At 47.3% G+C, this 24,634-nt stretch carries 28 protein-coding genes; 22 read left to right on the plus strand and 6 right to left on the minus strand.

What is annotated here, in order from left to right; genetic code table 11:
- Positions 1-186: 186 nt before the first annotated feature.
- A complete protein-coding gene (locus ADS79_RS09120) occupies positions 187-462 on the minus strand; it encodes a hypothetical protein (RefSeq protein WP_049738075.1) in 276 nt (91 codons plus the stop codon).
- Positions 463-913: 451 nt separating this feature from the next.
- Here ADS79_RS09120 and ADS79_RS34215 point away from each other — a divergent pair, with 451 nt between their 5' ends.
- The 3 genes from ADS79_RS34215 to ADS79_RS09130 all read left to right on the plus strand — a co-directional run bounded on the left by ADS79_RS34215 (position 914) and on the right by ADS79_RS09130 (position 2,361).
- Entirely contained in the window at positions 914-1,006 is a 93-nt protein-coding gene (locus ADS79_RS34215; protein ID WP_084765729.1) for a YjcZ family sporulation protein, read from the plus strand.
- Positions 1,007-1,102: 96 nt separating this feature from the next.
- Positions 1,103-1,396: a hypothetical protein gene (locus tag ADS79_RS09125; protein ID WP_049738076.1), complete on the plus strand. Its 294-nt coding sequence runs from the start codon at positions 1,103-1,105 to the stop codon at positions 1,394-1,396.
- Between the two features lie 272 nt (positions 1,397-1,668).
- Positions 1,669-2,361 (plus strand): hypothetical protein, encoded by a 693-nt coding sequence (locus ADS79_RS09130; protein ID WP_049738077.1) that lies wholly within the window; start codon positions 1,669-1,671, stop codon positions 2,359-2,361.
- A 94-nt stretch (positions 2,362-2,455) separates the two neighbouring features.
- Here ADS79_RS09130 and ADS79_RS09135 read toward each other — a convergent pair whose 3' ends face one another.
- On the minus strand, positions 2,456-2,851 hold the full coding sequence (locus ADS79_RS09135; RefSeq protein WP_049738078.1) for a hypothetical protein: 396 nt from the start codon (positions 2,849-2,851) through the stop codon (positions 2,456-2,458).
- A gap of 784 nt (positions 2,852-3,635) precedes the next feature.
- Between ADS79_RS09135 and hemW the strand changes: the two genes are divergently transcribed.
- From hemW to ADS79_RS09195, 12 genes are all read left to right on the plus strand, one after another.
- Positions 3,636-4,778 carry a radical SAM family heme chaperone HemW gene (gene hemW, locus ADS79_RS09140; protein WP_049738079.1) on the plus strand — a complete coding sequence of 381 codons (1,143 nt, stop codon included), beginning with the start codon at positions 3,636-3,638 and terminating at the stop codon, positions 4,776-4,778.
- 178 nt (positions 4,779-4,956) lie between these two features.
- The gene (gene hrcA / locus ADS79_RS09145; RefSeq protein WP_049738080.1) at positions 4,957-5,982 is read left to right on the plus strand and encodes a heat-inducible transcriptional repressor HrcA; all 1,026 of its coding nucleotides are present in this window, start codon (positions 4,957-4,959) and stop codon (positions 5,980-5,982) included.
- 57 nt (positions 5,983-6,039) lie between these two features.
- Positions 6,040-6,582: a nucleotide exchange factor GrpE gene (grpE, locus tag ADS79_RS09150; RefSeq protein ID WP_084765732.1), complete on the plus strand. Its 543-nt coding sequence runs from the start codon at positions 6,040-6,042 to the stop codon at positions 6,580-6,582.
- A gap of 52 nt (positions 6,583-6,634) precedes the next feature.
- A complete protein-coding gene (gene dnaK / locus ADS79_RS09155) occupies positions 6,635-8,464 on the plus strand; it encodes a molecular chaperone DnaK (RefSeq protein WP_049738082.1) in 1,830 nt (609 codons plus the stop codon).
- Positions 8,465-8,619: 155 nt separating this feature from the next.
- The gene (gene dnaJ, locus ADS79_RS09160) at positions 8,620-9,747 is read left to right on the plus strand and encodes a molecular chaperone DnaJ (RefSeq protein ID WP_049738083.1); all 1,128 of its coding nucleotides are present in this window, start codon (positions 8,620-8,622) and stop codon (positions 9,745-9,747) included.
- 68 nt (positions 9,748-9,815) lie between these two features.
- A complete protein-coding gene (gene prmA / locus ADS79_RS09165; RefSeq protein ID WP_049738084.1) occupies positions 9,816-10,757 on the plus strand; it encodes a 50S ribosomal protein L11 methyltransferase in 942 nt (313 codons plus the stop codon).
- 18 nt (positions 10,758-10,775) lie between these two features.
- Positions 10,776-11,528 (plus strand): 16S rRNA (uracil(1498)-N(3))-methyltransferase, encoded by a 753-nt coding sequence (locus tag ADS79_RS09170; protein ID WP_049738085.1) that lies wholly within the window; start codon positions 10,776-10,778, stop codon positions 11,526-11,528.
- A 31-nt stretch (positions 11,529-11,559) separates the two neighbouring features.
- Entirely contained in the window at positions 11,560-12,918 is a 1,359-nt protein-coding gene (gene mtaB, locus ADS79_RS09175) for a tRNA (N(6)-L-threonylcarbamoyladenosine(37)-C(2))-methylthiotransferase MtaB (RefSeq protein WP_049738086.1), read from the plus strand.
- Complete coding sequence (locus tag ADS79_RS09180; RefSeq protein ID WP_049738087.1) at positions 12,915-13,343, plus strand: NUDIX hydrolase; 429 nt, start codon at positions 12,915-12,917, stop codon at positions 13,341-13,343. The genes mtaB and ADS79_RS09180 overlap by 4 nt, the downstream gene beginning before the upstream one ends.
- A gap of 3 nt (positions 13,344-13,346) precedes the next feature.
- The gene (deoC, locus tag ADS79_RS09185; protein ID WP_049738088.1) at positions 13,347-14,012 is read left to right on the plus strand and encodes a deoxyribose-phosphate aldolase; all 666 of its coding nucleotides are present in this window, start codon (positions 13,347-13,349) and stop codon (positions 14,010-14,012) included.
- Positions 14,013-14,119: 107 nt separating this feature from the next.
- Positions 14,120-14,515, plus strand: a complete 396-nt coding sequence (locus ADS79_RS09190) for a CidA/LrgA family protein (protein ID WP_049738089.1) — start codon at positions 14,120-14,122, stop codon at positions 14,513-14,515.
- Entirely contained in the window at positions 14,508-15,173 is a 666-nt protein-coding gene (locus tag ADS79_RS09195; protein WP_049738090.1) for an LrgB family protein, read from the plus strand. Before ADS79_RS09190 ends, ADS79_RS09195 begins: the two co-directional genes overlap by 8 nt.
- Positions 15,174-15,180: 7 nt before the next feature.
- On the opposite strand, the gene ADS79_RS09200 is transcribed toward ADS79_RS09195, so the two are convergent.
- Positions 15,181-16,125 (minus strand): Na/Pi cotransporter family protein, encoded by a 945-nt coding sequence (locus ADS79_RS09200; RefSeq protein ID WP_049738091.1) that lies wholly within the window; start codon positions 16,123-16,125, stop codon positions 15,181-15,183.
- A 139-nt stretch (positions 16,126-16,264) separates the two neighbouring features.
- On the opposite strand from ADS79_RS09200, the gene ADS79_RS09205 reads away from it, so the two are divergent.
- Positions 16,265-17,560 carry a class I SAM-dependent rRNA methyltransferase gene (locus ADS79_RS09205; RefSeq protein ID WP_049738092.1) on the plus strand — a complete coding sequence of 432 codons (1,296 nt, stop codon included), beginning with the start codon at positions 16,265-16,267 and terminating at the stop codon, positions 17,558-17,560.
- 48 nt (positions 17,561-17,608) lie between these two features.
- Here the strand turns inward: ADS79_RS09205 and ADS79_RS09210 are convergent, their stop codons facing one another.
- Together ADS79_RS09210 and ADS79_RS09215 are read right to left on the minus strand one after the other, a co-directional pair.
- A complete protein-coding gene (locus tag ADS79_RS09210) occupies positions 17,609-17,800 on the minus strand; it encodes a DUF4177 domain-containing protein (protein ID WP_049738093.1) in 192 nt (63 codons plus the stop codon).
- Between the two features lie 103 nt (positions 17,801-17,903).
- Complete coding sequence (locus ADS79_RS09215; protein WP_049738094.1) at positions 17,904-18,395, minus strand: hypothetical protein; 492 nt, start codon at positions 18,393-18,395, stop codon at positions 17,904-17,906.
- 229 nt (positions 18,396-18,624) lie between these two features.
- Here ADS79_RS09215 and ADS79_RS09220 point away from each other — a divergent pair, with 229 nt between their 5' ends.
- Positions 18,625-19,761 (plus strand): D-alanine--D-alanine ligase, encoded by a 1,137-nt coding sequence (locus ADS79_RS09220; protein WP_162839515.1) that lies wholly within the window; start codon positions 18,625-18,627, stop codon positions 19,759-19,761.
- 221 nt (positions 19,762-19,982) lie between these two features.
- Positions 19,983-20,432 carry a histidine phosphatase family protein gene (locus ADS79_RS09225; protein WP_049738095.1) on the plus strand — a complete coding sequence of 150 codons (450 nt, stop codon included), beginning with the start codon at positions 19,983-19,985 and terminating at the stop codon, positions 20,430-20,432.
- A gap of 44 nt (positions 20,433-20,476) precedes the next feature.
- On the opposite strand, the gene ADS79_RS09230 is transcribed toward ADS79_RS09225, so the two are convergent.
- Complete coding sequence (locus tag ADS79_RS09230) at positions 20,477-21,859, minus strand: UDP-N-acetylmuramoyl-tripeptide--D-alanyl-D-alanine ligase (RefSeq protein WP_049738096.1); 1,383 nt, start codon at positions 21,857-21,859, stop codon at positions 20,477-20,479.
- Positions 21,860-22,050: 191 nt separating this feature from the next.
- On the opposite strand from ADS79_RS09230, the gene ADS79_RS09235 reads away from it, so the two are divergent.
- The 4 genes from ADS79_RS09235 to ADS79_RS09250 all read left to right on the plus strand — a co-directional run bounded on the left by ADS79_RS09235 (position 22,051) and on the right by ADS79_RS09250 (position 24,628).
- Positions 22,051-22,374 carry a histidine triad nucleotide-binding protein gene (locus ADS79_RS09235; protein WP_049738097.1) on the plus strand — a complete coding sequence of 108 codons (324 nt, stop codon included), beginning with the start codon at positions 22,051-22,053 and terminating at the stop codon, positions 22,372-22,374.
- Positions 22,375-22,487: 113 nt separating this feature from the next.
- Positions 22,488-22,661 carry a 30S ribosomal protein S21 gene (gene rpsU, locus ADS79_RS09240; RefSeq protein WP_007727630.1) on the plus strand — a complete coding sequence of 58 codons (174 nt, stop codon included), beginning with the start codon at positions 22,488-22,490 and terminating at the stop codon, positions 22,659-22,661.
- Between the two features lie 17 nt (positions 22,662-22,678).
- The gene (locus ADS79_RS09245; protein WP_049738098.1) at positions 22,679-23,125 is read left to right on the plus strand and encodes a GatB/YqeY domain-containing protein; all 447 of its coding nucleotides are present in this window, start codon (positions 22,679-22,681) and stop codon (positions 23,123-23,125) included.
- Between the two features lie 156 nt (positions 23,126-23,281).
- The gene (locus ADS79_RS09250; protein ID WP_049738099.1) at positions 23,282-24,628 is read left to right on the plus strand and encodes an NfeD family protein; all 1,347 of its coding nucleotides are present in this window, start codon (positions 23,282-23,284) and stop codon (positions 24,626-24,628) included.
- The last annotated feature ends 6 nt before the right edge of the window (positions 24,629-24,634 follow it).

A 24,634-nucleotide genomic window follows, 5' to 3' on the forward strand; every position in this document is an offset into this window, starting at 1 on the left:
TATGTCATAAAACGAACGATGTATGGGCGTTTGCACAAGAAAAATAAAATGGGTGTAAAAAATGCGTTTTTTGTGGAGATTCACACCATGCTTATTTGGAATACCTAGAGGGGCAGAATGCGGAAAAATCTTAAGCTAGCCTGATATCTTTGCTGGGGTTAGTGGGTCCTATGCGTGATCCGGTACTTAACAAAGCGGTAATTTACGTAACTTTCTAAACAAAACAAACACCCCTGCTGTTGCTGGAATAGAAAAGATGAAGTAATGATAAATATCGCCCTCATCTTCAGAAGGATTGAAAAGTGAAGCTGCGTCAGGATTCTCTTTTTTAATTGCTTCAACATGCTTTTTAACTTTTTGAACCATCAGATATTCGTCATGCTTTTCTACAACGAAAATGCAAACTAAAAACATGAGATGAATAGCTAATGAAAAAATGAGGGCACTATGAAAGTTTTTCAACAAGCTCATCCCCAAACCTACGTTGAGTGGTTTTATGTCATCGAGTAAAAATTTTCCTAAATGCGAAAACGGGCAAGTTTACTCTACGTCACAATCTTTATTAAGTATACTAACTAAAGTTAGCTCTTTTTTTGAGTAGTAGGGAACTTATATACAATGCACGATTGGTCCGATATGAACAGAATTAGTATTTGCGTGAGCATCTATCTTGGCAGCGACGGCCAGATAACGCAGCGCAAATTCCGACCGTTAAAGATCAATGGTGAGAGCTTGAAAGCACTTCTTCCTTTCTGTGAAACAAAAAGGGCACAGGCAAATGCTTGAGTCCTTTTTATTTTTCCCATATTTTCAAAGGACTTCACCCATAGTTCCTTTTCATCTTTTACTTTTTGGGTGATGATACAGGCAAAAATGAGCGAAGCACATATTGTAGGACTATGGAAAGGGGGGAGTGAAATTGGGAATCTTTAATGGTTTTGATGACTTTGCTCTGATCCTAGTGCTTTTCATTTTGTTGGTAATTGTTGGCTGTGATTGTAATTAATTAATAGTTGTGAGAAGAAAGAATAATGCGAAGGGAGATTGCGTATGTTTTCTTCCTTTGCATTATTCATTTACGAATCGAGGTGAGGTTGAAAATTTGGGTAAACAATCAATTAAAAAAAGTAACCGCTATACACCTGAATTTTTGGATTGGCTCAAGTTAAAAAAGCTCTCAATAAAAAGGCTGCAAAAAAATCCTGTAAAATTGGAACAGTATTATCAAGAATGGACGAAAACACAAGATAGACCAAAGAAAAAGCCGCTTTTGTCGCTCTCTAACTTAAACATTGATTTTGATGCAATTGTAAACGGTATACGAATAGCAAATGAGGTTTTGAGAAGATTCCAAGGCCCTGATGGTCTCCCTCCACCATCTAAAATTAATTCATAGGTTAAATAATGTATAATGATGAATACCTTTTTCATGATCAGAGACAGTTGAGCAAGTCAGACCTTTTCATAAGCATCATTAGTATTCAAATGGGCAACTCAAAAATGTGTTACTTAAAATAGCCAACCCGTCCCTGATTTGAGGAGACGGGTTTTTCTCTGGGCTAATCAGACGTTTTCTTGTTTATTATTTGTTGACTGTAGTTTGATATGATGACTGAGCCCATTGTAAATTCTAACGGAAGGAAAACCTTTTTCTGTTGATAGCACGCCGTGTGCGATGAAAGTCGCTCGCACGGTGTAGGCTCGACCGAAAACCTGAAAAGGTTAGGCGAGAATAGCGATCCAGGAGTAACAGCAACTTTAGGAAGCATTACACAAGGGGAGCAAGGTGGTGTAGCCGCTAAAGCGGAGAACCAAGGAGTTACCTATACGGCAAGGACACCAGGAGCTGCCGGGAACGGTATTGAGATTGAGCTCGAGGAAAATAGGAATCAGATTGAAACCACTGTTACTGAGAATGTAGCGAATAGAACAGTGTTGATTCGTCTTGCGGGAGACCCTGTGAACAACATTGTGAGTGTTACTACCGTGACAGATGTTGTTTCCGCAGTAAACGATGCCAATTTGACATTAATCACTGCATCTGGCTCAGGTTCTATGATCGTGAGAGGGGTATCGTGGTCTACAAGTGGAGGTACAGGTGTGACGGAATCAGTTGATTTGACGATTGATACTGGGGCGAATGCAACAGGCACGATCACGGTAAAAGTTGCAGGGGTAGATCATACTGTCGCTGTAACTGCGGGACAAACAGCTGCTCAGGTAGCGGCCGCAATTGCTGCTCAGTTGACAGCAGATGGAGTGCTAGGATATTCGGTTAACAACCCATCTGGTGCTATCGTAAGATTCACATCAACCACGCAATTTATGGATGTTCCCGATTTAACCGTATCTGTAAACTAAAAAAAGACGCGAGTGGAAAACAGAAAGGCCGCAGGCAGTATGCTTGCGGTCTTTTCCTTCGTTCGGGTTTTACGAATCAGAAATAGAAGGTGCATTAGGAAAGTGGATTTGTATGTAAACCTACTATTTCAATTACTTCTGCGATGGCTACCTTCCTAGGTCCTTCCATGAAGTACCCGATGATACCAGGCTTAATTCTAGCGGAATGCACCAATTTTCGCATTTCAGGAAAAAGAATCCACATACGTGCAGTTCCTTCTAGTGGAACAGGGGAGTCCCTAACTAGAATAACATTTCCGTTCTCGTCTTCGAACTCAGGATGTATGGCAAAGAGGTCGATTTTCTCCATGTCATCATCGTCATAAGAAAAGTCGCTTCGGTATCCTTGTGATGGTGGCATCTTCCTTCCGTTCTCGGTCTCAGAGTAAAACTTATATTTTACTCTAAAATCAGGTGGATGTTTTCTTACCTCTTCATATGGTCTCCACAAAACGGTGTCCTCCGTTCCAATCATGCGTATTAAAATGAAAATACCACAAACGGGAGTCATGAGAAAGCGATGACGGAATCGGTAATAGGCACCATGAAATAAAATATTTCCAACACTATACATTAGTTGCATTTATACATGAGATCATTAACAACAATTATCCTTATGTCGCGTAGCCCACTATACTGAGAATAAGATGATAATAGCTAAGGAGGCCTGTTCAGTTTGACAAAAGAACAAAACAACTACTGCTGATCATTTTGTTTTTTACGTTTGCCAACTCTTCGAATTCGTTTTTATTACTACGTGCGACTGAGCTGGGAGTGTCAACGGAGAATACATTGCTTTTGTACCTGGTTTTCACCTTGTCTCTTCACTGTTAGCCTATGCTTCCGGTTCGCTTTCTGATCGTTTTGGAGGATATGATTACAGCCATACTCATTTATTGGGTTTTATCACCACAAAGAGGACAACAATCAACGAACTAAGCAGAAACGAAACCAAAGGCTTCCTATATAATAGCCCAGAAACCTGTTCCTTCACTTCTCGGCCACAGACGAGCCAGCGCTTTGGGTGGGGAGAACTCTTGTTTGACGCGATTTAATCAAATACAATAGGATAATCAAGCCATCATAAATGCTACATGTATCAACGTTTGCAGACGTTTCTCTGCTTTGATGTGATACAATAAAATTACCGAGGGCTATTAGAAGCGTGAGTAGGCCTGACCTTGTGTCAGGTTTTTTCCGTTCTATCATTTGATTAAATAAGGAGGGAAAGGGACATGATGCCACAATCAGTTTACATCCACATTCCCTTTTGCACAAATAAATGCTATTACTGTGACTTTAATTCGTTTGTGACGAACAATCCCCAGCTGATCTGGGATTACCTCGAAGCGCTGAAGCGCGAGATGGAACTGACTTTTAGCCAGCAGCCTGTCTCGCAGGTGAAAACGATCTTCGTCGGTGGAGGGACGCCAACCTTTTTAGACCATGAACAGATGAAAGCTTTTCTGGCAAACGTACAGGATCAGCTCGGCAAGTACTGGACTGCCGATATTGAATTTACGATGGAAGCCAACCCGGGTACTACCGATGTGGAAAAGCTCCGCATCATGCGCGAGATGGGGGTCAACAGGCTAAGCTTTGGCGTACAGTCGTTTGATAATGCGCTCTTGAAGCGGCTGGGGCGCATCCATGATCGTGATGATGTGTATCGCAGCATCGATAACGCCAAGAAAGTCGGCTTTGACAATTTCAGCATCGATTTAATGTTCGGCTTGCCTGACCAGACCGTTGAAATTTTCCGTGAGACATTGAACAAGGCGTTTGACCTTGGCACGACTCATTTTTCTGCTTATAGCTTGAAAGTAGAAGAAAACACCCTTTTCCATACCCTCTATCAAAAAGACCAGCTTCCTTTACCTTCCGAAGACGCTGAGCTTCTCATGTACATGATTTTGATTGAAGAAATGGAGAAGCACGGCTACCAGCAGTATGAAATCAGCAATTTTGCCAAATCGGGCTTTGAAAGCAAACATAATAAAACGTATTGGCTCAATGATGAATACTATGGCTTGGGGGCAGGTGCCCACGGATATGTCAGTGGAGAAAGACATGTGAATGCGGGTCCGCTGGCTATCTATTTGCAAAAGTGCAAGGAAGGCTTGCCTCGTGTTGAGCAGTTCCCGGTTCCTCGTGAGGATGCAATGGAGGAGCAAATGATTTTAGGCTTGCGCCTGCGTGAAGGGGTAGACCTTGAGCGTTTTGCAAAACGCTTCGGTAGGACTGTAGAGGATGTATTTGGGCAAATTGTTAAAGAAGAGATTGCCAAAGGAATGCTGCAAGAGCAAGACGGCTTCCTGAAGCTGACAAAACAAGGCCTCCCTCTAGGAAATGAGGTATTTGCCCGTTTCTTACGCTAATATTTGCATAAAACTGGCGAAATTTGTTTCATTTTGACCCTCTAACTTACGCAAGTCCGTTGACAAATCCTTCTACTATTGATACCTTAGTAAATAGATTTAGCACTCGCTAGCATGGAGTGCTAACAAAGGTACTTCGAGTATCAAAGTGCACACCACAGGGAGGCGAGCGACATCCATGTTATCAGACCGTCAACAATTAATTCTTAATGCGATCGTCGATAATTACATTCATTCAGCCGAACCTGTTGGCTCCAGAACCATCTCGAAAAGGGAAGGCATCGGCTTTTCTTCGGCAACGATACGTAATGAGATGTCTGATTTGGAAGAGCTGGGATACTTAGAGCAACCACATACGTCGGCAGGACGAGTTCCTTCTACAAAAGGATATCGCTTTTACGTCGACAATCTGATTCAGCCTCATCTTTTGGAAGAAGGCGAATTGGGTAAACTGAAACAGCTGTTTGCCGAACGTATTCTCCATTCTGAACAAGTGGTAGAATACACTGCTCAGATTCTTTCTCAGTTAACCAATTACACTGCGATTGTACTGGGGCCAGAAATCTTTGAGCATCGGTTAAAACATATACAAATCGTTCCTCTCAATGAACAGCAGGCAGTAGCGATTGTGGTGACACATACAGGTCGCGTGGAAAACAAGCTGATAGATTTGCCGGAAGGAATCGGCTCCGGTGAAATCGAGCGTCTGGTCAATCTCTTGAACAGCAGACTTGCCGATGTGCCACTATGGCAGCTCAGGCAGCGCCTCTATCAGGAAATTTCAGGCGAGATGCGCCGTCACGCAGAACAGTATGAGGAAATGCTTCATGTCCTCGACCAGTCGCTGACACAAGAAGAGGATCGAGTGTACCTTAGGGGTGCGACCAAAATCATGAATCAACCTGAATTCCGTGATGTTGACAAGGTAAAGGATATTTTGGAGCTTTTGGAGCAAAACGACCAATTGCTTCATCTATTCGGGATGCCAGCGGATGGGCTTACGGTACGCATCGGTCAGGAAAACCAGCTGGACGCGATCAAGCAATGCAGTATTATCACGACATCCTATTCACTAGGCGGTAAGCCGGTAGGGATGGTGGGGATACTTGGGCCAACGCGGATGGAATACGGCAAAGTTATTACTGTGCTCAACTATCTGGCAGAAGGCTTATCGCGCATGCTGACTTCGCAGTTTGAGAAATAAATGGATGGAAAGGCTGCCGGCACGATAAGCCGGAGGTGAGCCGCAGGAGGTATCGACTTGAGCGACGAAAAATTGACGAAAGATTTGTCTGCCGATGAGGAGCAAGCGACTGCAGCGGGTGAGCAGCAGGAAACGGTCGACGTAAACTGGGAAGAGGAAGCAGCCCAGTGGAAGGCACAGGCAGAGGAGCACCAAAACCGGATGCTTCGTGCTATGGCCGACATGGATAACCTCAGAAGACGTGTGCGCAAGGAACAGGAAGATCTGGCTAAATACGCTTCCCAAAAAATCGTGGAAGAGCTCTTGCCGGTTCTCGATAACTTTGAGCGGGCGCTTGCAGCTGACAAAGAATCGATGACGGTTGAATCCCTGTTGACTGGCGTTGACATGGTGTACCGTCAGATGGTGCAGGCATTCCAAAAAGAAGGCTTGAATGCCATTGAAGCAAAAGGTCAGCCATTTGATCCACATTATCATCAAGCAGTTATGCAAACACAAGATCCGGAATTCGATTCGGGTGTCGTAGTGAGTGAGCTGCAAAAAGGGTACATTTTTAAAGACCGCGTCATTCGTCCGGCGATGGTTCAAGTAAACGAATAACCATTTTTTCATATCTATAATCAGACAGTGAAGTGTTAGGAGGACATATTGTATGAGTCGCGTAATCGGAATTGACCTTGGAACAACAAACTCTTGTGTAGCTGTAATGGAAGGCGGAGAGCCTGTCGTTATTGCCAACGCAGAAGGAAACCGTACGACCCCATCCGTCGTTGCCTTCAAAAACGGTGAGCGAATTGTCGGGGAAGCAGCAAAGCGTCAAGCAATCACTAACCCGGATAATACCGTAATCTCCATCAAGCGCCACATGGGTTCTACTCATAAGGAAACGCTGGAAGGAAATCAATACACGCCAGAGCAGCTTTCTGCTATGATTCTGCAAAAGCTGAAAGCTGATGCTGAGGCTTATCTGGGCCAACCAGTGACGCAGGCAGTGATTACGGTTCCGGCATACTTCAACGACAGCCAGCGTCAAGCAACCAAAGATGCTGGTAAAATCGCTGGTCTGGAAGTACTTCGTATCGTGAACGAACCAACTGCTGCAGCACTTGCATACGGTATGGAAAAAACAGAAGACCAAACCGTCCTTGTATTTGACTTGGGTGGCGGTACCTTTGACGTTTCCATTCTAGAATTGTCCGAAGGCTTCTTCGAAGTAAAAGCAACCTCCGGTGACAACAAACTGGGTGGAGACGACTTTGACCAAGTTGTTATGGATTACCTTGTGAGCGAGTTCAAAAAAGAGCATGGCATCGACTTGTCCAAAGATCGCATGGCGCAACAGCGCTTGAAAGATGCAGCAGAAAAAGCGAAAAAAGACCTCTCCGGCGTATTGACTACCACGATCTCTCTGCCGTTCATCACAGCAGATGCGACTGGACCAAAACACATGGAGATGAACCTGACTCGCGCGAAATTCGAAGAGCTGACTGCTGAGCTGGTTGAGCGTACAATGGGCCCAACTCGTCAAGCGCTTAAAGATGCTGGATTGACTCCAAGCGAACTCAACCGCGTAATCCTGGTTGGTGGTTCCACACGTATTCCAGCGGTACAAGAAGCAATCAAGAAATTCACAGGCAAAGAGCCTCATAAAGGTGTTAACCCGGATGAAGTAGTAGCATTGGGTGCTGCTGTTCAAGCAGGCGTACTGACTGGTGATGTGAAGGACGTTGTTCTTCTCGACGTTACTCCACTGTCTCTCGGTATCGAAACATTGGGTGGCGTATTCACCAAGCTGATCGATCGCAACACGACGATCCCAACTAGCAAATCCCAAGTGTTCTCTACAGCAGCTGATAACCAAACATCCGTAGAAATTCACGTGCTGCAAGGTGAGCGTCAAATGGCGAATGACAACAAATCGCTCGGACGCTTTACATTGTCTGATATCCCACCAGCTCCACGTGGCATCCCTCAAATCGAAGTTTCCTTCGACCTTGATGCCAATGGTATCGTGAACGTACGTGCAAAAGACCTGGGTACAGGTAAAGAGCAGCGCATCACGATCACGTCCAACTCTGGCCTGTCCGACGATGAAATCGATCGTATGGTAAAAGAAGCAGAGTTGAATGCTGAAGCTGACAAACAGCGCAAAGAGCAAGTAGAAATTCGCAACGAAGCTGACCAGCTCGTATTCACTACCGAGAAAACACTGAAAGAAGTGGAAGGCAAAATCGATCAAGCTGAGATCGATCGTGCGAATGAAGCTAAAGATACAGTGAAAAAGGCGCTGGAAGGCGGCAATATCGAGGAAATCAAGTCTGCAAAAGACGCGTTGTCCGAGATCATTCAACAAATTTCTGTGAAGCTGTATGAGCAAGCTGCTCAAGCACAGCAAAATGCGCAAGGCGCAGCAGAAGGCCAAGAGCCGAAGAAGGACAATGTAGTGGATGCTGACTATGAAGTGGTAGACGACAAAAAATAATCTCGTTGGAAACGGTGAGGGAGGGATTATCCCCTCCCTTGCTTTGTACGATGTGACCCATGGAAGTCAAAGTCACTTAAATGCTGACTTTGACTTTTTTTCAAGTCTGTCACATGCTATGATAACAGTTGACTGTCATGGGAGTGATATAGGAGATGAAACGCGATTTTTACGAGGTACTCGGAGTCTCCAAGGAAGCGGACGCTGAGGAAATTAAAAAAGCGTATCGCAAGCTTGCGCGCCAGTACCATCCGGATGTAAATAAAGCCGCTGATGCGGAAGAAAAGTTCAAAGAAGTAAAGGAAGCGTATGACGTCCTTTCCGAGCCACAAAAGCGTGCACAATACGACCGTTTTGGTCATCAGGACCCGAATCAGGGCTTTGGCGGCGGTGGTTTTGATGCTTCTGGTATGGGTGGCTTCGGTGACATTTTTGACATGTTCTTCGGTGGCGGTGGCAGAAGAGCGAATCCAAACGCGCCTCGCAAAGGTGCCGATTTGCAATTTGGATTGAGCATAGATTTTACAGATGCTATCTTTGGAAAAGAAACCGATGTGGAAATTCCGAAAGAAGCAGAGTGTGATACGTGTCTTGGTTCTGGGGCAAAACCTGGAACGAGTGTAGACACTTGTAAAACTTGTAACGGTACAGGACAACAAGAGGTCGCAGCCAATACACCATTTGGTCGTATCGTAAATCGCCGCGTTTGTACGGCTTGTGAAGGAAAAGGGAAAGTTTACAAAGAGAAGTGCCCTACCTGCCGTGGAAATGGACGCGTCAAAGTACGCCGCAAAATTCACCTCAATATTCCAGCAGGAGTGGATGACGGTGCGCAGCTGCGTGTATCTGGCGAAGGCGAGCCCGGAGAAAATGGTGGACCTCCAGGTGACCTGTATGTTGTCTTGCGTGTGAAGAGCCATGAGTTTTTTGAGCGAGAAGGCAATGATATCTACTGTGAGGTTCCACTCACCTATGCACAGGCAGCGATTGGGGATGAGATCGAGGTACCGACAGTCGATGGCCGTGTGAAGCTGAAAATCCCGGCTGGAACACAGACAGAAACCTTCTTCCGCTTGCGGGGAAAAGGTGTACCTCACCTCCGTGGCAGTGGTCGCGGGGATCAGCATGTAAAAGTGCGGGTAGTGACTCCGACCAAGCTCAGCGACAAACAAAAGGAGCTTTTGCGTGAGCTTGCTGAGTTGTCAGGTGAAAAGCCTGGGCAACACGGTGGAGAAGACGAAGGCTTTTTCGAAAAAATGAAACGGGCATTCCGCGGCGAATAAGTCGCGGATTTTGTCCGATTACTTGATGAAAATCCCGATTGGGAGCTTACGTGGGGAGTGGTAGATTCGTGAAATGGTCAGAAGTGAGTATCCATACAACGGCGGAGGCTACGGAGGCGGTGTCCAACCTCTTGTATGAAATGGGTGCCAATGGCGTCGTGATTGAAGACCCAGAGGTGCTTTATCGCGAGTGGGATACACCGTTTGGTGAAATCTACCAGTTATCTCCTGATGATTTTCCGGCCGAGGGCGTATTCGTCAAAGCTTACTTGCCCGTAGACAGCAGTGAACTGCTTGATGTGGTGGAAGAGCTGAAGGAACAATTGACGCAGCTGACAGAGTATGGCCTTGATATCGGTAAAGCCACGATTGCGGTAAACGATGTACACGAAGACGAGTGGGCCCACGCCTGGAAAAAGTATTACAAGCCGGTTCATGTTTCTGACCGGATGACAATCAAGCCAGTCTGGGAAGAGTATGAGCCGAAAACAGCGGACGAAATTATTATTGAGATGGACCCAGGAATGGCTTTTGGTACCGGCACGCATCCAACGACGATCCTGTGTCTGCGTGCCTTGGAAAAGTATATGGAAAAAGGCGACCGCGTGTATGACGTAGGTACAGGAACAGCGATCTTGAGTATTGCGGCAATCAAGCTGGGTGCAGCAAATGTTTTGGCGATGGACTTGGATGAGGTTGCTGTCCGTTCAGCTCAGGCCAATACGGAATTAAACGGGGTGCACGAGCACATCGTTGTCAGACAAAACAACCTCCTGGATGGCATCGAAGAGCAGGTTGAGGTAGTCATTGCCAACATTCTTGCTGAAGTGATCCTGCGCTTTACCGATGATGTTTTCCGGGTGCTGGGGCCAGGTGGGACCTTCATCGCTTCAGGGATCATCGAAGCACGCGCGGCTGACGTAAAAGCAGCATTGACAGCCTCCGGTCTTGAGATCGTGGAAACCATTTTCATCGATGACTGGGTAGCAATTGTAGCAAAAAAACAGTAGAATAGTGAGGTTGGCGAGATGCAACGATATTTTGCCGAGCCACATCTCTTTACCGAACAGGAGATAACCATTATTGGAGACGATGTTCATCATATCGTTAACGTAATGCGAGCTCGCGTCGGCGAAGAAATTTTTGTTTCAGATGGAGCAGGTAAAACGGTAAGAGCCAAGCTTGTCTCCCTTTCTCCAAAAGAAGTGAAGGCGAACGTGGTAGAGGTGCTCGCAGAAGAGTGCGAACTCCCAATTCGTGTAACAATTGGACAAGGGCTACCAAAAGGCGAGAAGATGGAGTGGATCTTGCAAAAGGGGACGGAACTTGGGGCGTACTCTTTTTTTCCGTTTTCCTCCGAGCGTACCATTGTGAAGCTGGATGCAAAAAAAGAGGCAAAAAAGCTGGAGCGCTGGCGCAAAATTGTTAAAGAAGCAGCAGAACAGTCCCATAGGGCGGTTTTGCCAGAGCTGCTGTCACCTGTTTCCTTTCGAGAAGCACTGCAAGCAGCGAAGAGCTACACAAAATGTGCCATTGCTTATGAAAAAGAAGGCAGCACGACTCTTCATCACGTGCTGGGGGATATGTCTGCAGATGATTCCTTGCTCGTCTTAGTCGGACCAGAAGGCGGTTTTTCTGTGGACGAAGTAGCACAAGCGGAAAAGATGGGGTTTCTTACCGTCTCACTGGGGCCACGCATTTTGCGTACCGAAACAGCCAGCCAGTATATCCTGGCCTGCGCTTCCTATCAGTTTGAACGGAAAGGCACATCACTTCGCTAAGTTCCAAGCAGGAACGAAAGGAGGAATCGCAATGGCTACCGTTGCTTTTCATACATTAGGTTGCAAAGTAAACAGCTATGAAACAGAGGCTATTTGGCAGCTGTTCAAAGCAGACGGCTATGAGAGAGTCGACTTTGAGCAGGACGAAGCAGATGTCTATGTCATTAATACTTGTACCGTTACCAATACAGGTGATAAAAAGAGTCGCCAGGTTATTCGTCGTGCGATTCGCCGAAATCCTGAAGCGATTGTTGCAGTAACTGGGTGTTATGCACAAACTTCCCCGAGTGAAATTGCTCAAATTCCGGGAGTCGATATCGTTGTAGGGACACAAGGCCGCGAAAAGCTCATCGAATATGTGGATCAAATTCGTCTGGAGCGCACGCCGATCAATGCAGTCGGCAACATCATGAAAGCTCGTGAGTTTGAGGAGCTGGACGTACCGAATTTTATGGACCGTACGCGTGCCTCCCTGAAAATTCAGGAAGGCTGCAACAACTTCTGTACATTCTGCATTATTCCGTGGGCGCGTGGCTTGATGCGCTCCCGCAAGCCGGAGAGTGTTATTGAGCAAGCTCAAAAGCTGGTTGACGCAGGCTATTTGGAGATCGTTCTGACCGGAATTCACACTGGTGGATACGGGGAAGACCTGGAGGATTACAACCTCGCGAAGCTTTTGGTTGACCTTCATCAAGTAGAAGGACTGAAGCGCATCCGGATCAGCTCGATCGAAGCGAGCCAGATTACCGACGAAGTCATTGAGGTTATCAATCAATCAGACCGCGTCGTTCGCCATCTGCACGTACCTCTGCAGGCGGGGGATGACGATGTTCTCAAGCGCATGCGCCGCAAGTACACAACTGCTGAATTCTACGAAAAAATGGTCAAGGTTCGTGAAGCGCTGCCAGGCGCAGCAATTACAACAGATGTGATTGTAGGCTTCCCGGGCGAAACGGAAGAGCAGTTTATGAACGGTTACGACTTTATTAAAAAAATCGGTTTCGCTGAGCTGCATGTATTCCCATACTCCATGCGAACAGGAACACCGGCTGCGCGTATGACCGATCAAATTCCTGAAGAAGAAAAACATCGTCGTGTAACCCAATTGCTGGAGCTGAACCAAGAGTTGACCATGACGTACTCTAAGCAATTTGTTGGCGAGGTATTGGAAGTCATTCCAGAACGTCCATTTAAGGATGCTCCAGAAAGTGGCCTTCTGATGGGTTATTCCGATAACTACCTCAATGTGATTTTCCCGGGTGATGAGAGCATGATCGGAAAAATCTGCAAGGTACGCCTTGACGAGCCAGGATCTGAATACTGCAAAGGAACCTTCGTCCGTGTAGTTGAAAACGATATGCTACCGTACTTGAAGGAGCGGGCTATATGAAAGAAATTTCAGCTGGAGGCGTAGTGTATCGCGAGCAGGATTCTGCATACATGCTTCTGTTGATCGAAGACCGCTATGGCAAGGTAACGCTCGCAAAAGGCAAGCAGGAGCTGGGCGAGACGATTGAGGAGACAGCACTTCGAGAAGTGCTGGAGGAAACCGGAGTGGCTGGCCGTTTGGACAAAAAGCTGGATGTGATCACGTATGAATATCATCATCCGGTAACAGGCGAGACCGTGAACAAGGAAGTCCATTATTATTTGGTTGAGGCTTACAACACAGAAATTACCGTTCAGCTGGAAGAAATCAATGATGTGCATTGGCACACGGCTGCAGAGGCGTGGGACCTCCAGCGTAAGCGAGGATACCGTAACAATGATAATGTTTTCCGCCTTGCCTTCCAACAATTAGGGATTGAGGTGTAATTCATGAAAATGAATAAATATATTGATCACACTCTTTTGAAGCCAGAAGCGACACAAGCGATGATTGACAAATTGTGTGCAGAGGCAAAAGAGCACGACTTTGCTTCTGTTTGTGTAAATCCATACTGGGTGAAGCGTTCTGCTGAGCTTTTGGCAGGAACTGATGTAAAGGTGTGCACGGTTATCGGTTTCCCTCTCGGTGCCAGTACATCAGAAGTAAAGGCAGCAGAAACAAGTGATGCGATTAGAAACGGAGCTACTGAGGTAGATATGGTACTCAACGTGGGTGCCTTGAAATCCGGCGATCTGGAAACGGTGAAAGCGGATGTTGCAGCTGTGAAAAAAGCCGCAGGAGATGTTCTGCTCAAAGTGATTCTGGAAACAGGTCTTTTGACAGACGAAGAAAAAGAAACGGCGTGCAAGCTCTGCGTAGAAGCAGGTGCGGACTACGTCAAAACATCTACTGGCTTTGGTCCTGGTGGTGCAACCGTAGAAGATATTGCTCTCATGCGCAAGACAGTAGGCGCAGATGTAGGCGTAAAAGCTTCTGGCGGAGTGCGGGATGGCGAAGCAGCTTTGGCGATGATTGAAGCGGGTGCGAGCCGGATCGGGACTAGCTCTGGAGTTTCGATCGTCACTGGTGCCAAACCGGCAGGAAGCGGATACTAGTAAGGGAGAAAAGCCTGGCCAAGGAAAGGCCGGGCTTTTTCCGTCATCTAGGAAATAAAACGGCGAAAGCGTAGAGAGACAGGGAAAAGGGAGAAGGAGGAGCAGCAATGAAGATCGTTAGAGGGATCGTGATCTTGCTGGTCTTTTACGGAGTGGGAATGGCTGCGAGCAAATGGCTGCACATCCCCTTGCCAGGAAACCTGCTGGGAATGCTGATATTGACACTTGGGCTTTGTATGGGCTGGATACGAATGGATTGGGTTGAGCAGGCAAGCTCCTTTCTTGTGCGACACATGATGCTTTTTTTCGTGCCGATCATCGTTGGCGTGGCTTCCTATATGAACCTGATTTCACAAGATCCGTGGCCGATCCTGGTTGCCCTCGTTGTTGGTCCGATGCTTGTCATGCTTGTCACCGGGCGAGTGGTGCAATGGTATCTGAAGCGTTACCGGCAAAAAAAGGAACCCTCTGTCCAGCAAGAAGGGGGAGCTTTCGATGCTTAGTCAGCTGTTTGCGATCCTGGTTACGCTCGCAGGCTATAAGGGGGCTACAGCGATCTCAGCACGTTTGCCTCGCTTGCAGCCCCTGATTGTTGCGGTTGTTCTTGTATGGGTGCTCTGGTGGGTGCTGAGCGGCGACTGGGAGGCATTTTCCGCAGGCGGTCAGTGGATCTCGTTTTGGTTAGGACCTGCTACGGTGGCCTTGGCTGTTCCTCTCGCAAAACAAATCAGAGAGTTCGCGCATATTTGGCGTGGTGTGGTGCTTGGCATCTGCGTTGGGTGTGCGGTGGCGATTCTCACGGTTTATGCGGTTCATTGGTGCTTTGGATCAGATGAGGCTCTCCTTAAAAGTATGCTCAGCAAGTCGGTGACTACGCCGATCGCTCTGGAGCTAGCCCGCTCAATCGGTGGGGTTCCAGCTCTGGCAGCCTTTTTTACTGCGCTTACAGGAATGATCGGAGTTCTCATTGCCCGTCCTGTTCTGAAATGGGGAGGCATAACCGACGATTGGGCGATCGGGATTGCGGTTGGGACGAGTGCTCATGCGATTGGTACGGCCAGCTTGAACCGGATTTCCCCTGTCCAGACGGCTGCGTCCAGTGTGGCCATGATTGTTGCGGGTATCATTACCTCTCTATATTTGATTCCGTTTACTTTGTAAGGAAGAACTATCTGCTTGTTCTACGTTTGTCTGGAACTAACCACTGGATAAAGCGACCGATTTGCGCCGCAAAGGGCAGAGCAACCAGAGAACAAACCAAATTAAAGATCGTTTGGGAATGAGCGATCTGCATCGAAGGATTATCCGTTAAAAAGGCACTTACCAGGGCAAGCTGGGGAAGAATGGGTAAAAAGACAAGGGCGCCTGCGACATTAAATAAAGTATGGCACCAGGCCACTTGCTTTGAGGCCACATTGGTTCCGATGCTCGCAATAACTGCGGTAAAGCAGGTGCCGATGTTTGCCCCCAGGACGATGGCAAGGGCCGTTTCCATCGACAGGACTTGATGGGTCAACAGGCCCATGGTAATCACCGTCGTAGCTGAACCGCTGTGAATCAGAGCAGTAAAGACGATGCCGGTAATGAGACCTACCCAGATGGAATGACTGCTCTCCATAAATAGGGAACGGAATGTTTCCGATTGCTCCAGCGGCTTGGCCATGATCTTCATGGTGTCGATTCCGAGAAAAATGAGTCCAAACCCAGCCACAACAAGTCCAATGCAACGGAGGTTTCGACGTGGCATGAGCCAGAGTGCCACACCGACGAGTAGCATGGGAATGGCAAAAGACTCCAGCTTGAGAGCGATCAGCTCAGTGGTAACAGTCGTACCCAAATTTGTACCCAGTATGATTCCGACTGTCTGCGAGAATTGGATCAATCCCGCGTTGGTCAGCCCGATGGTCAAGACGGTAACAGCACTGGAGCTTTGCAAGACAAAAGTGGTTAATAGCCCAATCCAAAAGCTATGAACGGGTGTTCGGGTAAAGCGTGACATCCATTCTTCCATTTTCTTGCCTGCGAGATTTTGAAAGCCAGTCCGCATGGCGTACATACCGAACAGAAAGAAACTAAGCCCGAACGTAAAAGGAGCGAGGATGGAAACGATCACTGCAATGGGTCCTCCTTCTTTACAGGGTCAAAAGAGATACTATAACGCTATGCCTGTACGAGGGCAGGCATGACAATTGCCTGTACAACGTCAACCAGGAAACGGCAAAGGACAGTAGAATCAGAGGAGGAACAACTGCATGGCAAAAGTTTTATTGAATCAACATCGAAAAAAGCGTCTGGAAACAGGTCATCCGTGGGTTTTCAAGTCAGAAGTACTGGAAATTCAAGGTGACGTTACACCGGGAGAAATCGTCGAGGTCGCCAACCACAAGGGGAGCTTTCTGGCAAAGGGTTATATCAATCCAGCTTCGCAAATGATTGTGCGCATCCTTAGCTACGATCAAAAAGAAACGATTGATTATGATTTCTTCCTGAAAAAAGTCAAACAGGCAGCCGAGTTTCGTACCCGTTTTGTGGACAATCCTCGGGCGTGCCGTGTTATCTATGGCGAGGCTGACTTTTTGCCAGGACTCATTGTGGATCGCTACGAGGACATCTTGGTCGTTCAGGTGTTGTCGCTTGGCATGGAGCAACGTATGGAATGGATTCGCGATGCTCTGGTGGAGGTTTTTCAGCCAACAGGGATTTACTTGCGCAATGACGTTCCGGTTCGTGAGCTAGAGGGATTGACGCAAAGCAAAGAAGTGCTCTACGGGGAGTGCCCGCGAGAGGTCCTGATTGAGGAAAACGGACTCAAATACTTCGTGGACATCGTCGAGGGACAAAAAACAGGCTTCTTCTACGATCAACGGGAAAATCGCGCCTCGATCGCGCCACTTATGAAGGGCTGGGGTGAAAAGCACGGTATCACGCTCTCAAACGTAGAGGTAGATGGAGAACAGAAGCTGCTTCCTGTCGACAAGCGTGGAAAAGTCGTTAAAAACCCGTTTTGGGACGGCGCGGAAGTTCTGGAATGCTTCACACACACTGGCTCCTTCACATTGAATGCATGCAAGCACGGTGCAAAAAAAGTGACCGCGCTGGACATTTCCGAGCATGCGGTTGAAACGGCGAAACGCAATATCACGCTGAACGGATTTTTGCATCGGGTCGATTTCGTCGTAGCCAATGCTTTTGATTACTTGCGTGAAAATGTTGAGGCGGAGAAAAGCTGGGATGTCGTAATTCTGGACCCGCCAGCCTTTGCAAAATCCCGTGGAGCAGTAAAAGGAGCGGTCCGTGGCTACAAGGATATTAACCTGCACGGCATGAAACTGGTTCGCCCAGGCGGGTTCCTCGTAACCGCATCTTGCTCCTATCATATGTCACCAGAGCTGTTCCTCGATACGATTCAAGAGGCCGCTGTGGATGCCAAGAAAATTTTGCGTCTGATTGAATGGCGTGGAGCGGGCAAGGATCACCCACAAATCAGTGGTGCTGACGAAGCTCATTACCTCAAGTTTGCCATTTTTGAAGTACGTGACCGTCGATAGCTAGATGATTGATAAGAAAAAGCGCCTCTTGCCGGGGCGCTTTCTTTGTTAACCTGCTTTGGGCTTTTCAAAAATCAGTTCAAAGTAATTGGCCAGCCCGTCACCGCCGATACTGGGTGCGAAGATTTGAACAAGCCGCCAGCCTTCTTCTGCATGCTGGGTGACGATGGCTTGGTAATCTTCCTTAGGTCGTCTGCGAAACGAGGATAACTCCACCCGCACAAATTTGTATTCGTACATAAACGTACCCTCCCGAGGATTTTAGTCTCCTTCTCTTATACGGGATTTTTGTCAGAAGGGTTGCAAAAGAAACCCCGTTGAAATCAACGGGGAGAGGTCAATCTTATTCAAATTGCTTGTCGTTCATCACGCGATGCACCAAATCCAGGGACTGTTTCATCCCTAGTTCTTTCCCAAGAATAACTTGTCCTTCTGCCGGGGTAGTCGCCCGTACCTGATTCAGCACCTGCAGCTCATGGGAAAGCAAATGCTCGATGAGATAAAGCTGCACCTGACCGATTTCCCGCTCGCTTTTCCGATCTCGCTCATTGTACTTAGCCCGGTCACGGCTTTCTTCGACGTATTTATCGATGTCGTTTTCTAAAAAGTGGGAAGCGTTGCAAATGATCTCACGGTAATCGTCCGTTTGAGAGGGAATGCTTCGGATCGTATGGCCGAGGTGGGCGAGTAAGAACTTGTTCAGCACGATACTATTTCGCGTGTAATCGTTGTGCAAAAGGGAATACTCCCCCAAAAATGCCCCATTTTCTTTATCGTAGCTGTGCAAGAGCGTATAAGAAGAACAATACGAACAAAACAGTAAATAATCTCTCATGGACATTCCCCCAAATCAAGTGCTCCATGACAGGAAGTTTATAAGCCATATTATGATAAAGGACGTCGTGGGGTGATACTTGTGTCTCTTGTATTTGACCTTTTGTTTGTGTATGCTAAATGACGTACTTTTGCCTGATAAAAGAGCAGATGTTGGGCTTTTGCATAGCATAGGAGAGAAACCGAAACAGGATAGACTCTTTTGTGTGTCCGTGGAAGAGGAAAGGAGCATGGCACAAGTGGGAAACGAAAAGATTCGCCTTGGCATCATTTATGGAGGAAAATCCTCGGAGCACGAGGTTTCATTGCGTACGGCCTTGTCGATTATGAAGGCGGTAGATGCAAATAGATATGAGGTTACTCCCATATACGTACAACTGGATGGTTCGTGGGTAAAGGGAGAGGCAATTGCGGGTCAGTTGCCAGAAAAGATCGAAGCGTTGCGCTTGTCTGCTGGTGAACCAACAGCTACAGGTACCGCGGAGAGCGGACAAGAAGTGCTCGCTTCAAGCAAACCGGCTTCCTTGTTTGCCATCGGTCAACAGGTCGATGTCATTTTCCCTGTCGTTCATGGACCAAATGGCGAGGACGGGACGATTCAGGGAATGCTGGAGCTCGCGAACCTGCCGTACGTAGGGACTGGTGTTATGGCTTCTGCAGTCGGAATGGACAAATGGATGATGAAAACCGTTTTTGCCCAAACCGGATTGCCACAAGTCAAATACGTGGGCCTGTTGCGTTCCCAATGGGAAAAAAATCAGGATGAAGTGATGGATAAAATCGAGCGTGAACTGGGCTATCCGTGCTTTGTGAAACCAGCCAATATGGGCTCAAGTGTAGGGATTAGCAAAGCAAAGAATCGCAGTGAGCTGGCGCATGCCCTGGGGGTTGCAGCGAAGTTTGACCGTCGCTTGATCGTTGAGGAATTCGTTGTGGCACGTGAAGTGGAAATCGGGGTTCTCGGAAACGAGGAGCTGGTTACCTCAGTTGTGGGTGAAGTGATTGCGGCCAAGGAATTTTACGATTATGAAGCCAAGTACAAAGGGGCGGGAACAGAGCTGTCCATCCCTGCAATCATTCCAGATCGTGTCGCAGGCGAAATTGCCGAGCTCGCCAAGACAGCGTTTCAGGCATTGGATGGCTCCGGATTATCACGAGTTGACTTTTTCTGGGATGAAAAAAATGATCAGCTCTACATCAACGAAGTGAACACGATGCCAGGCTTTACACCATTTAGCATGTATCCGATGCTTTTTCAGGCTGCTGGCGTGGGCTACAGTGAGCTGATTGACCGACTGGTGCAACTGGCGTTTGAACGCCATGCGGATAAGCAGCGCAACGTTGTCGATGCAGAAGAATTGGAGTAAAAAAGCGTTGTGTGAGAACGAGGGTGCCATTTATTGGCATCCTTTTTTGATGTATGGTAGGTAAGAGATAAACATTTTTTGAATGAATAGAAGGGGGTGGAGTAGATCTTTACACAAATTTACATGGTACGCCATGCAGAATCGCCGTTTACACCAGACCAGGAGGAAGAACGTGGTTTATCGGAAAAGGATGGGCAGATGCACGAAAGGTAGCTGATCGATTGAAGCATGAGCAAATCGACGTATTCATCTCCAGTCATTACGCGCGGGCTGTACAAACGATTGAGGAGGCAGCACGTCAGCAAAATAAAACAATCATGACGGATGCCAGACTTCGTGAACGTGAACTGGCTTCGTGGGACTATCGGTTTGATGATTTTGAACAAGGAATTAAACACGTCTTTGACAATCCGGATTTTGCTTACCCGGGTGGTGAATCCAATGAGTTGGCTCGCAAGCGAGGAATAGCTGCGCTGGCGGAAGTGCTTCAGCATCACCGGGGGAAAAAGGTTGCAATCGGAACTCATGGGAATATCATGACGCTTATGATGAATCATTACGACAAGCAGTATCATTTTGCGTTTTGGAAACAGACCACCAAGCCTGATATTTACAAGCTGAGCTTTGAGGACGATACGCTGGTGCATGTCGAGAGATTGTGGGAAGAATAGCAAAAGACGCCGTCTCTTTCGTAGGAGAGCGGCGTCTTCTGCTTTTAGTCGTGGTTCTCCAAGTCAGTCAGCATGGTCCATAATTCCATCCCGCGTGATGCCTTGAACAAAAAGGCGTGACTGGCATCGCGCAGAGGAAGTAGAGCAGTCAGGGCCTCTGCTTTTGTGAGAAAATGCAGCTTTTCTCCATGGTAGGCATCATGGATATTGCGGCTCTCATCTCCGATTGTGACCAGCAGCTCGAAGTGATCAACGAGGTCATTGATATTTGTTCCGACCTGGGCGTGCATCTCTATACTCTCCGGTCCCATTTCATACATGTCCCCAAGCACAAGTACCTTTTTCCGATCGGAGAACAGGTCTGCAAATGTGCGAATCGCAGCTTCCATGGTGGTAGGACTTGCATTGTATGCATCGCTGATATACAGACTGCCATGGCGGGACGGCACTTGTTCAAAGCGCATAGCAGATAGCTTGATGGTCGCAAGCGCAGCTACGATCTGTTCGATACTTATGCCCAATCGTTTTGCAATCGCAACAGACGGCAGCGAGTTGAGTACGCTATGTGTCCCGAACAAAGGGATAAATGCTGGGGTGCGTTCTCCAGATGCGAAGCAAATATCAAATTGTGTGCCATCCTCTACAGGTGTAATCCGCTCTGCCCATAAATCAGTTGGCCCCGTTACGGAATAATACATGATCTCACCAGCAAACAAATGAGCCACCATAGGCAAATACTCGGAGTCCTTGTTTAGCAAAACAAGTCCATCAGGAGCGGTATGAGGTAACAGCTCTGCCTTGGCAAGAGCAATTTTTTCACGCGTTCCAAAAAATTCGAGATGCGACTCGCCGATATACGTAATCACACTGATATCCGGTTTAGCGAGGGAAGCAATGAGATCAATTTCTCCTGTATGATTCATTCCCAGCTCCAGTACAGCAGCTTCGTGCTGCTCTTCAATCTGCAGGAGTGACAATGGGACCCCGAGATGATTGTTCAAATTTTTGTACGTCTTGTATACAGGGACTTGACTCGCCAAAACGTGAGCTACGATATCTTTAACGGTTGTCTTGCCGATGCTTCCTGTAATCGCGACATAGGGAATTGAAAAATCTTTGCGATATGCGCCTGCCAGTTTTTGAAAAGCGCGTTCTGTATCATTGACCAGAATCAGACCGAAGTCATTTGGCAGCTGTGCAGGAATTTTCTCTTGGTTGGAAATAATCGCAGCAGCAGCGCCTTGCTCAGCGGCTTGCAAAAGAAAATCATGTCCATCGCGAACACCACCCGTCAGCGCTACGAACAAAGATCCTGTTGTAAGCTGCCTTGTATCAAAGTGAACGGACGATATGGCAAGATTCGGCGAGCCTGCGAGTAGCAGCCCTTCTGCTCGTTTCACTGCCAAATCCAATGTAATTGGTTTCATGTCCAAGGACTCCTTTTTTTCTTCGTTTCAAACCAACCTCGAAGTCATGCTACCATGCACTTTGTACAGTCGCAAGATAAAAGTGGCAGGAGAAGGATTGCTTTTCCCCGAGGTTGTCCGCTATCATTGTACTATCTTTGCATACATAGGTGTTTCAAGATGGATATACAGAAATGTAAGGGGGGTTAATCATGGAAAAAAGCATTTTTACCAGAATCATGGAGGGTGAAATCCCTGCAAAAGTGGAATACGAAGACGAGCAGGTCATCGTCATTCACGATATTGCACCAAAAGCACGCGTTCACTTGCTCATTATCCCACGCAAGCCGATCCCGACACTCATGGATGTGACACCGGAGGATTTGCCTTTGATTGGTCATATTCATCAAGTAGCGCAGACACTCGCGAAAAAGCTCGAAGTACCAGGATTTCGCCTGATAAATAACTGCGGCAAAGAGGGCGGACAAGAGGTTTTCCATATTCATTATCACTTTTTGGCAGGGTTTACCGAATAAAAATGAACTAAAGGTTGACCTTCGTTGGGTCTGTATCCTATAATGAAGTGTGACAGTCTGTTCGTACGATCGACTCAGGCGTCCCACGGTTTTAGCGGAGGGAGGGAAGACAAATGGCAGAAATTCGAGTCAAGAAAAACGAGTCTTTGGATAGCGCACTTCGCCGCTTCAAGCGTGAAAGCGCAAAATCCGGGGTGATGGCAGAACTGCGTAAACGTCGTCACTTTGAGAAGCCTAGCATTAAGCGCAAGAAGAAATCCGAAGCAGCTCGTAAACGTAAGTTTTAATTGACGGAGGGCTCATCATGAGTGTAATGGAGCGACTCGATCAAGATATGAAGCAAGCAATGAAGGACAGAGCTGTTCTAAAACTCTCTGTTATTCGCATGGTGAAAGCCGCGTTAAAGAATGAAGAGATTAACAAAGGCAGACTTTTGTCTGAAGACGAAGTGCTGACCATCTTGACTCGTGAGTTAAAACAACGCCGTGAATCCCTCCATGAATTTGAGAAGGCAGGCCGCGTGGAACTTGCCTCGAAATCGCGCGAAGAGATCGACGTGCTCTCCGCCTACTTACCCGCTCAGCTTAGCGAAGATGAAATTCGTGATATAGTTCGGGAAGGTATCGCAGCTACGAACGCCTCCTCCAAAAAGGAGATGGGCAAAGTAATGGGTGCGATCATGCCGAAAGTGAAAGGCAGAGCAGACGGAAACCTCGTGCAAAAGATTGTATCTGAGGAACTACCATCGTAGACGAGTAACACCTCATATAGATACGAACAGAGAAACTCAACCAGATGAAGGTTGAGTTTCTCTTTTTTTCTGGAATTAGTGAAACAAATTTCTTCCACCTTCGTATACCCTATTAGGCATTCGTTGAATCTGATAGGAGGAAAGGAGGGAATAGCGATGAGTTCAACATGGCCAACCATCCGCAGAGTACGATTGCTGTTTTCGCTTCTATGCCTGATTATGGCAATGACGATGTTCATTTCCACGCCTGCTACAACATCTGCCCAGTCATATCAAAAAGCAGTCTGGATTCCGGTCGACAATACAATCGAGCGCGGATTGGAGAGCTTTTTGCGCCGAGCATTTGCGGATGCAGAAAAGCTTCAGGCAGACCTCGTCATCCTGCATATCAACACACCGGGTGGTGAAGTGGGAGCTGCAGAAAATATCGGACAGTTGATCCGGCAATCTCCGTTGCATACGATTGCCTACATCGACAATCAGGCATTCTCGGCAGGGACATATATTGCCCTGAATGCAAATGAGATCGTCATGACTCCGGGTAGTACCATAGGGGCAGCCACACCGATTGATATGGCAGGAAATGCTGCAGACATCAAGTTTATTTCCGGCTGGAGCGAGCAAATGAAGGCCGCTGCCAAGCTGAATAACCGCAATCCGGATGTTGCACGGGCGATGGTGGAGATCGATAATGAATTCCCGGGTTTAAAGCCAAAGGGTACCGTATTGTCTCTCGATGCTCATAGAGCCAAGGAATTGGGTTATGCTGATCAAGTAGTTGCAGGTAAGGATCAGCTGCTGGCACATCTAGGCGTCAGCTCGGATACGCTTGAAGCGATTGAACCAACAGGAGGAGAACTGGTAGCTCGCTGGGTTACAAGTCCCGTTATCATGAGCTTGCTGCTTGTTATTGGCCTCGTGGGGATCGTAGTGGAACTGTTCGCGCCGGGATTTGGGGTGGCAGGCACGATCTCATTGGTATCATTTGGCCTGTATTTCTTTGGGCATTATTTAGCTGGATTTGCCAACTGGCTGCATATTGGACTGTTTGTTATTGGTATCTTACTAATGATTCTCGAGATTTTTCTCCCGGGTGGTATTGTCGGGGCTATCGGGTTTATCAGTATCGTTACGGGATTGGTGATGGCAGCCTATGACACCAAGCAAGGGCTTGCCTCGCTCGGTGTAGCTGCTCTAGTGACCGCGATTGTGGCCTTCCTGCTCATCAAGCGATACGGTGTGAAGGGCCTGTTTAACAGGTTTATCTTAGGGGACGCACAGCACAACGAGGAAGGTTATGTTGCTCCAAAAGATCAGCGCGACCTATTAGGAAAAACGGGTATTGCACTCACTGCACTGCGCCCTGCTGGTGTAGTGAAAGTAGATGGCAATCGCGTAGATGCTGTATCTGTTGGAGGGTTTATTGCGTCAGGAACAACGGTTACTGTCGTGCAGGTAGAAGGCACGCGGGTAGTCGTTGCGGAACAAGAACAAAAGGAGTGATTGACT

The organism is Brevibacillus reuszeri (assembly GCF_001187725.1).
In the GTDB taxonomy this organism is placed as follows: Bacteria; Bacillota; Bacilli; order Brevibacillales; family Brevibacillaceae; genus Brevibacillus; species Brevibacillus reuszeri.

What these genes read in the sequence shown, in the direction of transcription:
- rpsU (WP_007727630.1), top strand. Translation starts at nt 22,488, where the DNA reads ATGGCAGAAATTCGAGTCAAGAAAAACGAGTCTTTGGATAGCGCACTT.
- ADS79_RS09235 (WP_049738097.1), top strand. Translation starts at nt 22,051, where the DNA reads ATGGAAAAAAGCATTTTTACCAGAATCATGGAGGGTGAAATCCCTGCA.
- dnaJ (WP_049738083.1), top strand. Translation starts at nt 8,620, where the DNA reads ATGAAACGCGATTTTTACGAGGTACTCGGAGTCTCCAAGGAAGCGGAC.
- hemW (WP_049738079.1), top strand. Translation starts at nt 3,636, where the DNA reads ATGATGCCACAATCAGTTTACATCCACATTCCCTTTTGCACAAATAAA.
- ADS79_RS09205 (WP_049738092.1), top strand. Translation starts at nt 16,265, where the DNA reads ATGGCAAAAGTTTTATTGAATCAACATCGAAAAAAGCGTCTGGAAACA.
- ADS79_RS09245 (WP_049738098.1), top strand. Translation starts at nt 22,679, where the DNA reads ATGAGTGTAATGGAGCGACTCGATCAAGATATGAAGCAAGCAATGAAG.
- dnaK (WP_049738082.1), top strand. Translation starts at nt 6,635, where the DNA reads ATGAGTCGCGTAATCGGAATTGACCTTGGAACAACAAACTCTTGTGTA.
- mtaB (WP_049738086.1), top strand. Translation starts at nt 11,560, where the DNA reads ATGGCTACCGTTGCTTTTCATACATTAGGTTGCAAAGTAAACAGCTAT.
- ADS79_RS09210 (WP_049738093.1), bottom strand. Translation starts at nt 17,800, where the DNA reads ATGTACGAATACAAATTTGTGCGGGTGGAGTTATCCTCGTTTCGCAGA.
- ADS79_RS09195 (WP_049738090.1), top strand. Translation starts at nt 14,508, where the DNA reads ATGCTTAGTCAGCTGTTTGCGATCCTGGTTACGCTCGCAGGCTATAAG.
- hrcA (WP_049738080.1), top strand. Translation starts at nt 4,957, where the DNA reads ATGTTATCAGACCGTCAACAATTAATTCTTAATGCGATCGTCGATAAT.
- ADS79_RS09170 (WP_049738085.1), top strand. Translation starts at nt 10,776, where the DNA reads ATGCAACGATATTTTGCCGAGCCACATCTCTTTACCGAACAGGAGATA.
- ADS79_RS09220 (WP_162839515.1), top strand. Translation starts at nt 18,625, where the DNA reads ATGGCACAAGTGGGAAACGAAAAGATTCGCCTTGGCATCATTTATGGA.
- ADS79_RS09180 (WP_049738087.1), top strand. Translation starts at nt 12,915, where the DNA reads ATGAAAGAAATTTCAGCTGGAGGCGTAGTGTATCGCGAGCAGGATTCT.
- deoC (WP_049738088.1), top strand. Translation starts at nt 13,347, where the DNA reads ATGAAAATGAATAAATATATTGATCACACTCTTTTGAAGCCAGAAGCG.
- ADS79_RS09215 (WP_049738094.1), bottom strand. Translation starts at nt 18,395, where the DNA reads ATGAGAGATTATTTACTGTTTTGTTCGTATTGTTCTTCTTATACGCTC.
- ADS79_RS09250 (WP_049738099.1), top strand. Translation starts at nt 23,282, where the DNA reads ATGAGTTCAACATGGCCAACCATCCGCAGAGTACGATTGCTGTTTTCG.
- ADS79_RS09230 (WP_049738096.1), bottom strand. Translation starts at nt 21,859, where the DNA reads ATGAAACCAATTACATTGGATTTGGCAGTGAAACGAGCAGAAGGGCTG.
- ADS79_RS09190 (WP_049738089.1), top strand. Translation starts at nt 14,120, where the DNA reads ATGAAGATCGTTAGAGGGATCGTGATCTTGCTGGTCTTTTACGGAGTG.